We start from the raw sequence: 13,837 nt of genomic DNA on the forward strand, positions 1-13,837 counted from the left end.
ATAATGCAAATTCTTATTTATCATCAACCCATACCAGAAACTTATGGGGTGCCAAGCGATGCTGCGGTTCAATCTGCGCCAGATCGAAGCGTTTCGAACCGTGATCGAAACCGGAAACATGACCCATGCCGGAGAGGTTCTTGGCGTCACGCAACCGGCGATCAGCCGCCTGATCCGCGATCTCGAAGAGGAGTACGGCTTGCAGCTATTCGTCCGTCAGGCCGGGCGGATCGAGCCCACCAAGGATGCCATTGCCCTGCATGTCGAGGTTGAGCGATGCTATGGCGAACTTGAGCAGCTGGTCAAATTCGCAACCAACCTCGGAGAGTTCCGCCGCAAGCGGCTGCGGGTCGCCTCGACAGTGGGGCATTCCTATTTCCTGCTGCCCGAAGTGATCCGACGGTTCCACGATCTCTGCCCGGATGTGATCATCAACTTGTTCAGCGGCACCTCTCCCGAGGTCGTGGAGCAGATCGAAAAGGGCCGGTCTGACATCGGTCTGGCGCTTCTGCCGCTGGACGTGCACGGCGTCGACATCCGGGAATTGCCAGAGACCAACCTTGTCTGCGTCATGCCGCAGGCTCACCCTCTGGGAAAACTCGCCACCGTCACGCCCGGCGATCTGGCGCAGGTTCCCCTGCTGCTGATCTCTGAAAGCAGTCTGATGCGGAAGCGTTTGCTACAGGCGTTCAAGGACGCAGACGTCACCCCGAATGTCATCCTGAACTCCACGTATACCGGCCCGATCTGCAGTCTCGTCGCCAATGGCATGGGCGTGTCGATCATGGATAAACTGACCGCTGATGCCTATTCGGGCTTGGCGATCAACATCCGCCCTTTCTGCCCGAGCATTCCTTGCGAATTGAAGCTGGTGCTTCCGGCGTCGCAGGTTCTGTCGCAGCCCGGCAAGGTGTTCCTCGATCTGCTTCTTGAACACACACAGTGAGCGGTGGGGCGGCGTCAGTCGCGCCCAAGCCTAGGTTAAATGCGGCAGCAAGGCGCTGCCTCCGGGCAGTCAGCCAAGGCCCCTCGCCTCGGTGTATCGCCCGATGCTTGCAGACCTGCGCTGCCCAGCAGGTCACACCTCTTTCCAATGGATCAATGACCAGCCTCTGAAGGAAAAGCCCCGGAAAACCAAAAGCCCCGCGTTCCCGAAGGGCTTGTCAGGATCAAATATTGCGGTCGAGATGAAATTCCCTGGATTTGCGCAGCAACGCCACAGAAAAGCCGAGGGCGGTGTAACCGTTCATGACCGTGATCCGGACTGGGTTCTCTCCTGAAGGTTTTCCAAAGCTGGTTGTGGCACACCGGTGACCATCCCGGGGTGGCGGCCTGCGACGACAAACCTAGGAATGAGGAAGCCGTGGAGGGTTTATATCAGGCTATGAGTAAAATGTGCGGCCCCTTGGAGCGACCAAGGGATCCGAGCACGGCTGGCAGCGTGATGTGCGACAGATCCCTTCCCTGATCGCCCCAACGGCGTAGAGAGTTTGTGGGACAATCTACCCACGCAGTCTGGCCGGTGATGGCCGGCGCGATCTGGGTTTGGCCGGGAGCATCCGGTGTCCTTCTGTAAAAGAGAGTCGATGACAGGCGATTTATCATGCGGCCTGCTCCCTCGTTGGCGCGCCCGACATTGGTTGTCGCTCCCGTTGATAGATTTCGATGATGCGCACGGGCCATCGCAGCAGGGGCATGGTTCGCGCAGGTTTAGTGGTATGATCTCGCCTTGACCTGTTGAAGGCGTGGGAGGCACTGCAAGGCGAGGATCTGTGTGATTCTGGCCTTGCGGGTCGAACTGGACAGCAGGCCGTAGTGGCGGATGCGGCGAAACCCGTCGAGCTGAACAGAGATCAGGAAGCGACGCGCGAAATCGGACGTGGCCAGCCGCATCACCTTTTGTCGGCCAACCGATTTTATCTCGCTGAATTTGTGCAACAGCGTCCAACTGGCCGCAATCAGACCTCTTAAAACGTTGTCATTGATCAAAATAATACCGATCTGTACGTGACGATCATCTCTCTCGGGACAGTGCCGCTCACCGCCCTGCGGGGCAGTGAACGCGAGGCTTGTCGTGGGACTTGGGGAAGAATGGCTCAAGACGCGCCATCTGCGCGTCGGTCAGCCAGAACAGATCGCTCATGTAATCGCTCCGTTTTCGGAACGTGAATCTCGCCATCCGGGGGAAATCAATGGGTCCTGCGCCTACACCCCGCCCCCAGGCGATGGATATCGAACTGCACGGCCCCCGTGTTCCATATGACAAGACATCCATGCCCAACCTGCGGCCACCCTTGGTGTCAACTAAACGATACCCCGCTGTGACCCGGTCCAAATGAGCAGGATCAAATCGTCTGGCACCTCTTGGTGTATAATCGATCAGGAAACGCCTCGCACGCCCACGCCGAGACGCCGTGCCATCGCAGCCAGAACAGGAGCAGGACAGCAATGATCAGATATGATGACTTGGGATGGCTGGCAGACCAGATCGCACGGGCGCACACCAGAGGTTTGGCGGGCAGTGTCAAGCTCACGGCGCGCCCTGCTCTGCGGGTCCGGGCCGGGTCTGCCTCAGGCGATGTCAGACCGAGCCAAAACCAATGAGCGGCGATCCCTATGAAATTCTCGGCCTTGCGAAAACGGCGAGCGCAGACGAGATCAAGTCAGCCTATCGCAAGCTGGCAAGATCGTGCCATCCCGACCTGAACCCTGACGACAAAGCCGCAGAGGCGCGTTTCAAGGCCGCATCACAGGCCTATGAGCTGCTGAAAGACCCCGAGACCCGCGCCAGATTCGATCGCGGAGACATCGATGCCACCGGCGCAGAGCGTCCAGAGCGGCAATATTATCGCGATTATGCCGAGGCTTCACAGAACCCTTACCAGTCGGGACGCGGCTTTGAATGGTTCGGCGATGCGTCGGACCTGTTCGCCGAGTTCATGCGCCAGCCAGGCCAACGCCAAGGGACCCATGGTGGACGACACCGCGGTTTCCATGCCCCCGGCCCTGACCGTCGCTATGCGCTCGAAGTGATGTTCATGGACGCGGTCAAGGGCGGCACGACGCGGATCACCCTGCCCGACGGCGGCACGCTGGATGTGAAAATTCCGCAAGGCGTGCAGGATGGCCAGACCATTCGCCTGCGCGGCAAAGGGGGCCCCGGGATGGGCGATGGCCCACCGGGCGACGCGCTGGTGACGCTGACGGTCAAGGCCCATCCGGTCTTTCGCCGCGAGGGCAATGACATCATCATCACCCTGCCGATCACCTTCGACGAGGCCATCCTCGGCGGCAAGGTCGAGGCGCCGACGATAGACGGGCCGGTCAAACTCACCATTCCCAAGGGGGCCAGCGGCGGCCAGATCCTGCGGCTGCGCGGTCGCGGCGTGAAACCGGCAGGACAGGCAAACGCAGGCGATCAGCGGGTTGAGCTGAGGATCGTCGCGCCGGAGAAGATCGACAGCGAGCTGACGACGTTTATGCAGAGCTGGCGCAAGAGCCACCCATACAACCCGCGGGAGGGACTGATGCCATGAATCGGAAATACACCGAAGCCGAGGCGATCGCGTCCGTTGACAGGCTGACGAGCGTCCAGCTTCGATCCTTTGTCGAGGCCGAAGTTGTCACGCCAACGCAAACCGACACCGGGCCGGTGTTTCGTCAGGTCGATCTTGCCCGGATCGAGTTGCTCTGCGAGCTTTCGGAGGATTTCGACCTGCATCTCGATGCCCTCGGGATCGTCATCTCGCTGATCGATCAATTGCATGGCGTGCGAGGAAGCCTGCGGGCGGTATTGGAGGCAGTGGAGCGCGAACCCGAAAACGTGCGTCAACGCATCCAGAAGGCCATCCGGGAAAAGACCGCCATCGTCGATCAATAGAACGGCAGGTCGCGGCCCGCCAGACACCGGCATACAGGCTTGGCATGAGACCAGACCGAACCGCATACGCGACTTGCCGAGCGGATTGCCAAGGCAAGGACTGCGTTGCAGGGCGCCGAACCGCGCAATTGAGACAGGTCAAGGCGATCGCGGGGTCCTGCCTCCATACTGGGATCGCGGGACGCGCCCCCGGCGTCATGCGCAGAAAGAACCGGTTCCGAATGCCCAAGCGACCAATCAGGCCAGACGTGCCGCCGGAGCCTTTGGCCAAGCCGATGCTTCCTGCCGTCGTGCCCGAGGCGGACCCGCATCCCTACGCCGATCTCGACCGTGCGCTGCGCGGTGCCTATGCCGTTGCGACGGGCGGCGTGTCACCTCTTGCCATGATGCAGACATGGACGGACTGGGCCCTTCATATGGCCCGTGCGCCCGGACGGCAGCTCGAGCTTGCCGAACACGCGGGCAGGAACGCCGCAAAGCTGATGGGCTTTGCCGCAAGGACAGTCTCGGGAACAGCGCCAGAGCCGCCCTTTGCCCCAAAGGCCTACGATCACCGCTTCACCGATCCGGGTTGGCACAAGCCCCCCTTCTGCTTGTGGCAGCAGTCTTTCCTTGCGACGCAGGACTGGTGGGATCACGCGACAGAAGGGCTGCGCGGTCTGCACCCGCAAGATTCAGACCGCGCCCGGTTTCTTGTGCGCCAGATGCTGGACATGGCATCGCCGTCGAATTTCCCGGCGACAAATCCCGAGATCATCGACGAGACCGTCAGGACGAGCGGACGCAATCTGCTTGAGGGCCTGTCCCATGTTGCCGAGGATGTATTGCGCACCGTGACCCAGACCCGCGCGCCACCGCCCGACGGCTACAAGATCGGCACCGATCTGGCCTGCACGCCGGGCAAAGTGGTCTATCGCAACGACATCTGCGAATTGCTGCAATACAGCCCACAGACAGATCGGGTGCAGGCCGAACCGGTGCTGATCGTGCCCGCATGGATCATGAAATACTACATCCTCGATCTGTCGCCGAAGAATTCTCTGATCAACTACCTTGTCGGTCAGGGCTTTACCGTCTTCGCCATCTCGTGGTGCAATCCTAGCGCCGCCCAGCGCGACCTGTCGCTTGAAGATTACCGCCTTCGCGGCGTCATGGCGGCAATCGATGCGATCAACGCGATCGTTCCGGGGCAGAAGATCCACGCCAACGGCTATTGTCTGGGCGGCACGATTCTGGCCATCGCGGCGGCGACAATGGCGCGGGACAGCGATGACAGGCTCGCCTCGGTGACGCTGATGGCAGCGCAACTGGACTTTTCCGAAGCCGGCGAACTGCTGCTGTTCCTTGATGAAAGCCAGGTGGCCTTCCTTGAAGACATGATGTGGGCGCAGGGTTATCTTGATCGCCCGCAAATGGCCCGCGCCTTCGCATCCATCCGCGCCGAAGACCTGATCTGGACCCGGGCCGTGCGCCGCTATTTCCTGGGCCAGGACGACCTGCCAAGCGATATCGGGGTCTGGAACGCCGATACGACCCGGATGCCCGCCTTGATGCATTCCGAATACCTGCGCGGCCTGTTTCTGGAGAACCGTCTTTCGGCCGGGCGCTTCGCCGTCGAGGGGCGAGTCATCGTGCTCAAGGACATCGACGCGCCGCTGTTCGTGATCGCCACCGAGTCCGATCACATCGCGCCGTGGAAATCTGTCTACAAGACACGGCTGTTCACCGACGCGGACCTGACCTTCGTGTTGACCAAGGGCGGGCATAACGGCGGCATCCTGTCCGAACCCGGCCATCCGGGCCGTCACTACCGGATCGGCCATCGCGCGCCGGACGATCTGTATGTCGATCCGGATACGTGGTTTTCCCGAACCTCCCGGAGCGAGGGCTCGTGGTGGCCGCAATGGATCGATTGGCTGGCCATGCACAGCAGCGACAAGACCGACCCACCCCGGATGGCGGCGCCTGACAAGGGCTTCCCGGTGCTTGGAGCCGCGCCGGGGTCCTACGTTCTCGAGCGCTAGAGCACTCGCCAAAGGCTAGGCATCAGGGTCAGGTGCTGATCTCAAGGCAAGAGGGCTTCCCCGCGCAGACAACGGATCACGCAAACGGCTCTTGCTCGCAGTGCAGCTGTGACAAGATTCAGCAAGGCGCGCCGGGCAGCGAGGCGATGCAATCGGCAAATGCTGGCACATGAGCGAGATCAAGGAAACCCGGCGCGCGCAAGGATAGTCCGGACTCAGGACAACGGTTTCACGCCAGCGAAAGGGCGCTTTTTGCGCGACATCGCAGGGCCGATCTTGGCAATGGTTGAATAGGAATGCAGCAGCACCAGAACGTTTTGGCATCCTTGAACAAGACAGCGACGCACGCTGCCTTGCCCTCCCCCTTGTTCGGATTTGCGCGACGTAGAACCGGCGCTACACCGCTGCGGTCTTTACCCGGGAAAGACGCCCGCATAATCCCGGTATGCGATCGCGGCGACGTGCCGCTGACTTGCGCCCGAAAGGTCGCGGCAAAGACTGACACCAACCCCCGGGTCACGGCTCACGAGGCGCTCTGCCGCCCGTGCCGGGGGCGCCCAAGGTTCGCCCCCCTGTCGCTGGCGTCGGCGCTGCGCCGCAAGAGCCATCGCGCCGATGTTCTCTCCGGCACGGGCCGTCCGGAATGCCGGGATGGACGTAGCGCCGGCCCAGGGCTTGAAAGGATGGCTTGCATAACGCCCAACACTCCTGCCAGCGGCCCGGCGCATCCCGACACACGCGAGCGCGTTCGCAGGGCCGTGCCCCATCCAAGCTATCGCCTTACCGAGGCCGATCCCGATTTCGCTGCAGGTATCGTCGAAGCCATCCGGAAAATTCACGGTCGCGGCGGAAACGCCATCATTGCAAGCTTTGCTCTGGAGCGGACACAGGAAATCCTCTTCGTCCTGTCCGAGGCGGTGCGACACGAAGAGCTTCCGAGAAACCTTGCGGTGTTTCTGGACTCGCCCATGGCCATTTCCGCGACCGAGATTTTCGGGCGCTATCCAGATGCCTTTCAGCCGCAGTTCCGCGACACCATGGCGGCGCGCGATCCCTTTGGCCTCGAAGGCTTGCGGTTCACCCGCGGGGCCGACGAGTCGATGGCAATCAACCAGATTCCCTCGGGGGCCGTGATCATCGCGGGATCAGGGATGTGCACAGGCGGGCGGGTCGTGCATCATCTAAAACGCAATCTATGGCGCGAGGACTGCGGCATTATCCTTGTCGGCTATGCAGCCGAGGGCACATTGGCCCGCCGCCTTGTCGACGGGGCGCAAAGCGTGAAGATCTACGGGCAAACCGTTGCGGTGAAGGCCGAGATCTTCACCATCAACGGCTTCTCGGCCCATGCGGATCAGGCAGAGCTTCTGGCGTGGCACGCGCATACTGGCCGCCCAAAACAAACTTTCATCGTGCATGGAGACCCCGACCGCGGCATGAGCCATCTGCAAAAGGCGCTGGAGGCAAAGGGGCTGGCGACGAGTTGCCCCAAGATGCACAAGAGCATTCACCTTGACTGACCGGGCAACCATCACCGCAGTGCGCGGGCCAGTTCTGGACCTGCGCGTCGACGGGGCGTTGCCCGCGATCCATGACGCCGTGGAAATCGGCACAGATGACCATGTCGTCATTGCCGAGGTTCAGGCGCATCTGGATGCGCATCACGCCCGCGTCATCGCCTTGCAATCCACCCAAGGCATCGCGCGCGGCACCCCCGTGCGGCTGACAGGAGCCCCGCTCAGCGTTCCGGTCGGCCCGGCGGTGCTGGGCCGGCTTCTTGATGTGATGGGCCGGATCGGCGACGACAAGGGCGCCCTTCCGGCGGACACGCCGCGCCGCCCGATCCACCATGCAGCGCCGTCTCTGGCCGAACAGCGCAGCCAGACAGAGATCTTTTCCACCGGGATCAAGGTGCTGGATCTTCTGGCGCCGCTGGCCCGTGGCGGCAAATCCGCGATGTTCGGCGGCGCGGGTGTCGGTAAGACGGTTCTGGTGACCGAACTGATCCGCTCGATGGTTTCGGGCTATGACGGCATCTCGGTGTTTGCGGGCGTCGGAGAGCGCTCGCGCGAGGGCCACGAGATGCTGAACGAAATGCATGACAGCGGCGTTCTGGACCAGACCGTGCTGGTCTATGGCCAGATGAACGAACCGCCCGGCGCGCGTTGGCGCGTGCCCCTGACCGCAATGAGCATCGCCGAGCATTTCCGTGACGAGCAAGGCCGTAACGTGCTGATGCTGATGGACAACGTGTTCCGCTTTGTGCAGGCGGGGGCCGAGGTGTCGGGGCTGCTGGGCCGCATGCCCTCACGCGTGGGCTATCAGCCGACGCTGGAAACCGAGGTGGCGGATCTGCAGGAACGCATTGCCTCGGTCGGGCGCGCCTCGGTGACCGCAATCGAGGCGGTCTATGTCCCGGCCGACGATTTCACCGACCCTGCCGTCGCCGCGATCAGCGCGCATGTCGACAGCACGGTGGTCCTGTCGCGGCAACTGGCCTCCGAGGGCATCTATCCCGCCATCGACCCGATCGCCACCACCTCGGTACTGCTCGACAAACTGGTGGTGGGCGAAGAGCACGCCCGCGTGGCGGGTCAGGTGCGCGAACTGATCGAGCATTATCAGGAACTGCGCGACGTGATCGCGCTGCTGGGGGTCGAGGAACTGGGCCGCGAGGAACGCCTGCTCGTCGGGCGCGCCCGGCGCTTGCAGCGCTTCCTGACGCAGCCGTTCTTTGTCGCCGCCGCCTTTACCGGGATGGAAGGCCGCTCTGTGCCACTCAAGGAAACCGTGGCTGGCTGCGCCGCCATCCTTGCGGGCGAGTGTGACGACTGGGACGAAGGATCGCTCTACATGATCGGCACCCTCGACGAGGCGCGCGCCCGCGAAGCAAAGCGCAAGGAGGCCCCGGCATGACACAGGCCGTAACGTTGACAGTGACCACGCCGCTTGCCGTTGCGGTGTGTGAAACCGATGTGACCTCGATCCGCGCCGAGGATCGCAGCGGCGGCTTCGGCCTGCTGCCGGGGCACGCCGATTTTCTCACGATACTGGGGGCGTCGGTTCTGCGCTGGCGCAAATCTTCCGGGCCTTGGGAATACTGCGCCTTGCGCGGGGGCGTGCTGCAAATGCACGGCGGCACGACGGTCGATGTGGCCTGCCGCGAGGCGGTGCGGGGCCACGACCTTGCCTCGCTCGAGGCGCTGGTCTGGCAGACCATCGACGATGAGATCGACGCGGCCCGTCAGGCCCGATCAGAGCAGACCCGCCTGCACGCCACTGCCATCCGCAGCCTGATACGGCAACTGGGAACCTCTCACGCGGGACGCCCCCTTGCGGAGGATTTCCGATGAGCGAACCCGGACGGGAGAAGATTGCCAATGCCGCAAAACGCAGCCGCGAACGCGACGCCGCCGCGCTGCGCGACCCTGAACCGTCGCTTGCAAAGCGCTTTGGCCAGATCGGCGTGCTGGGCTGGGTGATCGTGGGGCCGATGATGCTGGGGGTGATCGTCGGCAACTGGCTCGATCATCTGCTGGGCAGCGGGATCATGCTGTCAGCGGCGCTGACAATGCTGGGCGCGGCGCTTGGCCTGTGGCTGGCGATGCGCTGGATGAACCGGCAATGAGCGGGTTCGAGATGCCATTGGGACTTGCCTTGCTCGCCGCCCTCGCGGGCGTGCTTGCCGGATACCTGCATTTCAAAAGCCTGCGAGCCGTGTCGGATCGGCTCGCCTCCGGACAGTTGCTGGCTGTCGCGATTCAGATCGCGCGCCTCGTCGCTATGGCGCTGTTCTTGTACCTCTGCGCCCGGCTTGGCACCCCGGCGCTGCTGGGCGCTGGCGCCGGGGTGCTGATCGGCCGGGCGCTGGTGCTGCGCGCAGCCAGAAAGGACACGCCATGACCGACTCCCCTCTGGATCTGAGCTATGCCTTTCATCTCGGCCCGCTGGCGATCAGCTGGGTCGTGGTGGTGACCTGGGGCATCCTGATCGTGCTGGGTCTGGGATGCTTTGCCCTGACGCGGCGGCTTGCGATCCGGCCCGGCAAGGTGCAATCGGTGCTCGAACTGGTCGTCGGCACCATCGATGCGCAGATCATCGCCACCATCCCCGGCGATCCGGCCCGCTATCGGGCGCTGATCGGAACGCTGTTCCTATTCATCCTCGCGGCCAACTGGAGCTCGCTGATCCCGCAGGTCGAGCCGCCGACAGCGCATCTGGAAACCGATGCCGCATTGGCGTTGATCGTGTTCGTGGCGACAATCGGTTACGGCATCGCGGCTCAGGGCCCGTGGGGCTATGTCAAAAGCTTTGCCCGGCCAAGCTGGGTGATGATCCCGCTGAACCTGATCGAACAGATCACCCGCACGTTTTCGCTGATGATCCGCCTGTTCGGCAACGTCATGAGCGGAGTCTTCGTGATCGGCATCATCCTGTCGCTTGCCGGCCTGCTGGTGCCAATTCCGCTGATGGCGCTCGATCTGCTGACCGGCACCGTTCAGGCCTATATTTTCGCCATCCTGTCGCTCGTCTTCATCGCCTCGGCGGTCGAGGACGCCTCCCCTGACCCCAAGGAGCCCAAATCATGAATTACGTCGACATTGCCAGCATCCTCGCGGCCGCCTTTGCGGTGTCCTTTGGGGCCATCGGCCCGGCGCTCGCCGAAGGCCGGGCGGTGGCGGCCGCGATGGATGCCATCGCCAGACAGCCCGAGGCGGCGGGAACCATCTCGCGCACGCTGTTCGTCGGGCTTGCGATGATCGAAACCACGGCGATCTATTGCCTCGTGATCGCGCTGCTGCTGCTGTTTGCCAACCCGTTCGTCCAGTAGCCCCATGAGCTTTGACTGGGTGACCTTCGGCCTTCAGCTGTTCAACGTGCTGGTCTTGCTGGCGATCCTGCAGCATTTCCTGTTCCGCCCAGTGGCCGATATCATTGCCAGACGGCAGGCCGAGATCGTCGCCGCGAAAGATGCCGCCGACACCGCGCAGGCGCGGGCGGCGGCGGCAGAGGCGATGGCACAGGACGAAGCCGGGAAAACCGCGATCGCCCGCAACGATGTGCTGGCCGCGGCGCAGCTCGAAGCGGAGCAGCTGCGCGCCACGCTTGTCGCGACAGCCCACAGCGAGGCCAGCAAGATCGTCGATGATGCCCGCTCCAAAGCGGCCCGGATCGCCGCCGACGGGCAGACCGATACCCTGCGGCGCGCCCGCGATCTGGCCGAAACCATCGCCGAAAAGGCGCTATCGGATCTGCCCGATCCGCCGACGGCTGCGGGGTTTGCCAAGCGGCTGGCCGCCGAGCTGGCCGCCATGCCCGAGGGCAAACGCAAGGCCCTGCTGTCGGGCGCGAACCTGACGCTGATCGCCGCCCATCCGCCGGGTGAGCAAGATCTTGCAAGCGCCCGGGCCGTGTTGGCGCCGCTGGGTTTGCACGACGCGGCAATCGAGGTCGATCCGGCGCTGATTTCGGGGCTCGAACTGCGCTCCGCGACCGGCGCGGTCTTCAATTCAATCGCCCACAACCTGCGCCGCATTTCGGAGGCATTAGACGATGACAATGGATCCCGGACTTGACGCGCTGAAATCGCGTGTCACCGCAGCGTCGCTGGGCCCGGAGGCGCGCGAAACCGGCACCGTGACGGAAATCGCCGACGGGCTGGCGCATGTCTCCGGCCTGCCCGGCGCCCGTCTTGGCGAAGTGCTGGAGTTCACCGGCGGGGCGCGCGGCTTTGTGCTGAACCTCGACGAGACCACGCTTCAGGCGGCGTTTCTGGATGCAACCGCCGGGATCGAGGCGGGCAGCACCGTCACCCGCACCGGAGAGCTTGTGTCCGTGCCGGTCGGAGACGGGCTGTTTGGCCGGGTGGTCGATCCGCTGGGGCGCGTGCTTGATGACCTTGGTCCGCTCGCGGCGAGCGAAATGGCCGAGGTCGAACGCCCGGCCCCCTCGATCATCGCGCGCGACTTCGTCAGCGAGCCGGTCGAGACGGGCGTGCTGGTGGTCGATGCGCTCTTTGCCGTGGGTCGCGGACAACGCGAGCTGATCATTGGCGAGCGCGGCACCGGCAAGACCTCGATCGCGGTGGATGCGATCCTGAACCAGAAAGACAGCGACATCGTCTGCATCTACGTCTCCATCGGCCAGCGCGCGACTGCGGTGCGCCGGGTGATAGAAGCGGTCCGCCAGAAGGGCGCGTTTGACCGGACGATCTTTGTGGTCGCGCCCGCAACGTCGCAACCGGGGCTGCGCTGGCTTGCGCCCTTCGCGGCGACATCCATGGCGGAAACGATCCGCGACCGCGGCGGCCATGCGCTGATCGTGTACGACGATCTGACCAAGCACGCGGCCGTGCACCGGGAACTGGCGCTGTTGTCGCGCCAGCCGCCCGGGCGCGAGGCCTATCCCGGCGACATCTTCTATCTGCATGCGCGGCTTCTGGAACGTTCGGCGAAACTGTCCAAGGCCATGGGAGGCGGTTCCCTGACCGCCCTGCCGATTGCCGAGATCGAGGCGGGCAACCTGTCAGCCTATATCCCGACAAACCTGATTTCGATCTCTGACGGGCAGATCGTGACCTCGGCGACGCTGTTTGCCGGCAATCAGCGCCCGGCGGTCGATGTCGGCCTGTCGGTCAGCCGCGTCGGCGGCAAGGCGCAGCCGCGCGCGCTCAAGGCGGTGGCGGGGCGTCTGCGGCTGGACTATGCGCAATATCTCGAGATGAAGATGTTCTCGCGATTTGGCGGGTTTGGTGACGCCGCCATGAAGAAACGGCTCGCACGCGGTGCCCGTATCGGGGCGCTGCTGGCGCAGGACCGCTACAGCCCCTTGTCAACGGCTGTGCAGGTGGCGCTGCTGGCGGCATTGGCAGATGGTGTGCTTGACCCCGTTGCCATCGACCAGTTTCCCGCCCTCAAGGCCGCGCTGGTGCCGCTGATCGCGGCCGAGCCGCAGCTTGCCGGACTGAACGTCGCCCCCGAAGTCGACGCGGCGACACGAAAGGCCGCCACCGACTGCGTGCGCACCGCCATCGCAAAACTGCCCGCCCTGCCCGAAGCACCGACGCCATGAACCGGCCCGAAGACATCCGCGACCGGATCGGCAACATCCGCGAGATCGAAAGCATCGTGTCGACGCTGCGCGCGCTTGCGGTCTCGCATCAGCACGAAGCGCGCGCCCATCTTGTGCCGATCCGCGCCTATGAGGCCAGCGTGGCACAGGCGCTCTCCACCGCTCTGACCATCGCGCAGGCGAGCGCGCCGCCTCGCAAGGATGTTCCCGGCCTGACCATCGTGGTCGGCACCGCACAAGGGTTTTCGGGCGCCTTTGGCGAGCGGATCGCCGACGCGGCGCTGGCCGAGGCCTCCCGAGGCGCACAGATCATCATGGTTGGCGGGCGCAGCCTGAGCGCGCTTGCCGAAAAAGGCGTAACGCCGGTCTACTTCACCGAAACAGCATCGCATGCGGTTGATGTGCCATCGCTGGCCAGCAGGCTTTCTGATGTCCTGTTCGAACGGCTGACAAAGACAGCAGGCGAACCCGTTACGATCCTGTTTGCCGATCCCGACACGGCAGAGCTGGCGCTGATCCGCCGCAAGCTGTTTCCATTCGATTTCAGTCGCTTACCCGCCCAGACGACGCATCTACCTCTGACCAACTTGCCTGCGGACGCCTTGCTGTCGGATCTGGTCGAGGAATATGTCTTCACCGCGCTCTGCGAAGCGTTGATGCTGGGATTTGCGGCGGAAAACGAGGCCCGAGCGGCGGCCATGACGCGGGCGCAGACCAACGTCAAACGCATCGCCGCAGATCTGCAGTCAGACTTCCAGCGCGCACGTCAGGAACAGATGACAACCGAGATCATCGAGCTGTCGACGGCTGCAGGGCCGGTCTCGCAGTAGATGTCGCGACATAGCCGCCCTTGACGCGATGG

The 13,837-nt window shown here is 63.6% G+C and carries 16 protein-coding genes; 15 read left to right on the forward strand and 1 reads right to left on the reverse strand.

Annotated features, from left to right (window positions below; all coding sequences use genetic code 11):
• Positions 1 to 58 precede the first annotated feature (58 nt).
• Together KO516_RS20700 and KO516_RS20705 are read left to right on the forward strand one after the other, a co-directional pair.
• Entirely contained in the window at positions 59 to 946 is an 888-nt protein-coding gene (locus KO516_RS20700; RefSeq protein WP_216005684.1) for a LysR substrate-binding domain-containing protein, read from the forward strand.
• A 103-nt stretch (positions 947 to 1,049) separates the two neighbouring features.
• Positions 1,050 to 1,280 carry a hypothetical protein gene (locus KO516_RS20705; protein WP_216005685.1) on the forward strand — a complete coding sequence of 77 codons (231 nt, stop codon included), beginning with the start codon at positions 1,050 to 1,052 and terminating at the stop codon, positions 1,278 to 1,280.
• Positions 1,281 to 1,710: 430 nt separating this feature from the next.
• Here KO516_RS20705 and KO516_RS20710 read toward each other — a convergent pair whose 3' ends face one another.
• Positions 1,711 to 1,893 carry a transposase gene (locus tag KO516_RS20710; RefSeq protein ID WP_216005710.1) on the reverse strand — a complete coding sequence of 61 codons (183 nt, stop codon included), beginning with the start codon at positions 1,891 to 1,893 and terminating at the stop codon, positions 1,711 to 1,713.
• Positions 1,894 to 2,600: 707 nt separating this feature from the next.
• Between KO516_RS20710 and KO516_RS20715 the strand changes: the two genes are divergently transcribed.
• From KO516_RS20715 to KO516_RS20775, 13 genes are all read left to right on the forward strand, one after another.
• Positions 2,601 to 3,536, forward strand: a complete 936-nt coding sequence (locus tag KO516_RS20715) for a DnaJ C-terminal domain-containing protein (RefSeq protein ID WP_216005686.1) — start codon at positions 2,601 to 2,603, stop codon at positions 3,534 to 3,536.
• The gene (locus KO516_RS20720; RefSeq protein ID WP_216005687.1) at positions 3,533 to 3,880 is read left to right on the forward strand and encodes a chaperone modulator CbpM; all 348 of its coding nucleotides are present in this window, start codon (positions 3,533 to 3,535) and stop codon (positions 3,878 to 3,880) included. Before KO516_RS20715 ends, KO516_RS20720 begins: the two co-directional genes overlap by 4 nt.
• A 221-nt stretch (positions 3,881 to 4,101) precedes the next feature.
• Positions 4,102 to 5,904, forward strand: a complete 1,803-nt coding sequence (locus KO516_RS20725) for an alpha/beta hydrolase (RefSeq protein WP_216005688.1) — start codon at positions 4,102 to 4,104, stop codon at positions 5,902 to 5,904.
• A gap of 296 nt (positions 5,905 to 6,200) precedes the next feature.
• Positions 6,201 to 7,424 carry an MBL fold metallo-hydrolase RNA specificity domain-containing protein gene (locus tag KO516_RS20730; RefSeq protein WP_216005689.1) on the forward strand — a complete coding sequence of 408 codons (1,224 nt, stop codon included), beginning with the start codon at positions 6,201 to 6,203 and terminating at the stop codon, positions 7,422 to 7,424.
• 10 nt (positions 7,425 to 7,434) lie between these two features.
• Positions 7,435 to 8,820: a F0F1 ATP synthase subunit beta gene (atpD, locus tag KO516_RS20735; protein ID WP_371742125.1), complete on the forward strand. Its 1,386-nt coding sequence runs from the start codon at positions 7,435 to 7,437 to the stop codon at positions 8,818 to 8,820.
• Positions 8,817 to 9,257: a F0F1 ATP synthase subunit epsilon gene (locus KO516_RS20740; protein ID WP_216005691.1), complete on the forward strand. Its 441-nt coding sequence runs from the start codon at positions 8,817 to 8,819 to the stop codon at positions 9,255 to 9,257. Before atpD ends, KO516_RS20740 begins: the two co-directional genes overlap by 4 nt.
• Positions 9,254 to 9,532: an AtpZ/AtpI family protein gene (locus KO516_RS20745; protein WP_216005692.1), complete on the forward strand. Its 279-nt coding sequence runs from the start codon at positions 9,254 to 9,256 to the stop codon at positions 9,530 to 9,532. Before KO516_RS20740 ends, KO516_RS20745 begins: the two co-directional genes overlap by 4 nt.
• Positions 9,529 to 9,807 (forward strand): ATP synthase subunit I, encoded by a 279-nt coding sequence (locus tag KO516_RS20750; protein ID WP_252737762.1) that lies wholly within the window; start codon positions 9,529 to 9,531, stop codon positions 9,805 to 9,807. Before KO516_RS20745 ends, KO516_RS20750 begins: the two co-directional genes overlap by 4 nt.
• Positions 9,804 to 10,493 (forward strand): F0F1 ATP synthase subunit A, encoded by a 690-nt coding sequence (locus tag KO516_RS20755; protein ID WP_216005693.1) that lies wholly within the window; start codon positions 9,804 to 9,806, stop codon positions 10,491 to 10,493. The genes KO516_RS20750 and KO516_RS20755 overlap by 4 nt, the downstream gene beginning before the upstream one ends.
• Positions 10,490 to 10,735, forward strand: a complete 246-nt coding sequence (locus KO516_RS20760) for a F0F1 ATP synthase subunit C (RefSeq protein WP_216005694.1) — start codon at positions 10,490 to 10,492, stop codon at positions 10,733 to 10,735. Before KO516_RS20755 ends, KO516_RS20760 begins: the two co-directional genes overlap by 4 nt.
• A 4-nt stretch (positions 10,736 to 10,739) precedes the next feature.
• Positions 10,740 to 11,480 (forward strand): ATPase, encoded by a 741-nt coding sequence (locus tag KO516_RS20765; protein ID WP_216005695.1) that lies wholly within the window; start codon positions 10,740 to 10,742, stop codon positions 11,478 to 11,480.
• Positions 11,458 to 12,975 (forward strand): F0F1 ATP synthase subunit alpha, encoded by a 1,518-nt coding sequence (locus tag KO516_RS20770; protein WP_216005696.1) that lies wholly within the window; start codon positions 11,458 to 11,460, stop codon positions 12,973 to 12,975. The genes KO516_RS20765 and KO516_RS20770 overlap by 23 nt, the downstream gene beginning before the upstream one ends.
• On the forward strand, positions 12,972 to 13,805 hold the full coding sequence (locus KO516_RS20775; protein ID WP_216005697.1) for a FoF1 ATP synthase subunit gamma: 834 nt from the start codon (positions 12,972 to 12,974) through the stop codon (positions 13,803 to 13,805). Before KO516_RS20770 ends, KO516_RS20775 begins: the two co-directional genes overlap by 4 nt.
• Positions 13,806 to 13,837 lie beyond the last annotated feature (32 nt).

The sequence above is a fragment of the Citreicella sp. C3M06 genome (assembly GCF_018860705.1).
Taxonomy (GTDB): domain Bacteria; phylum Pseudomonadota; class Alphaproteobacteria; order Rhodobacterales; family Rhodobacteraceae; genus Salipiger.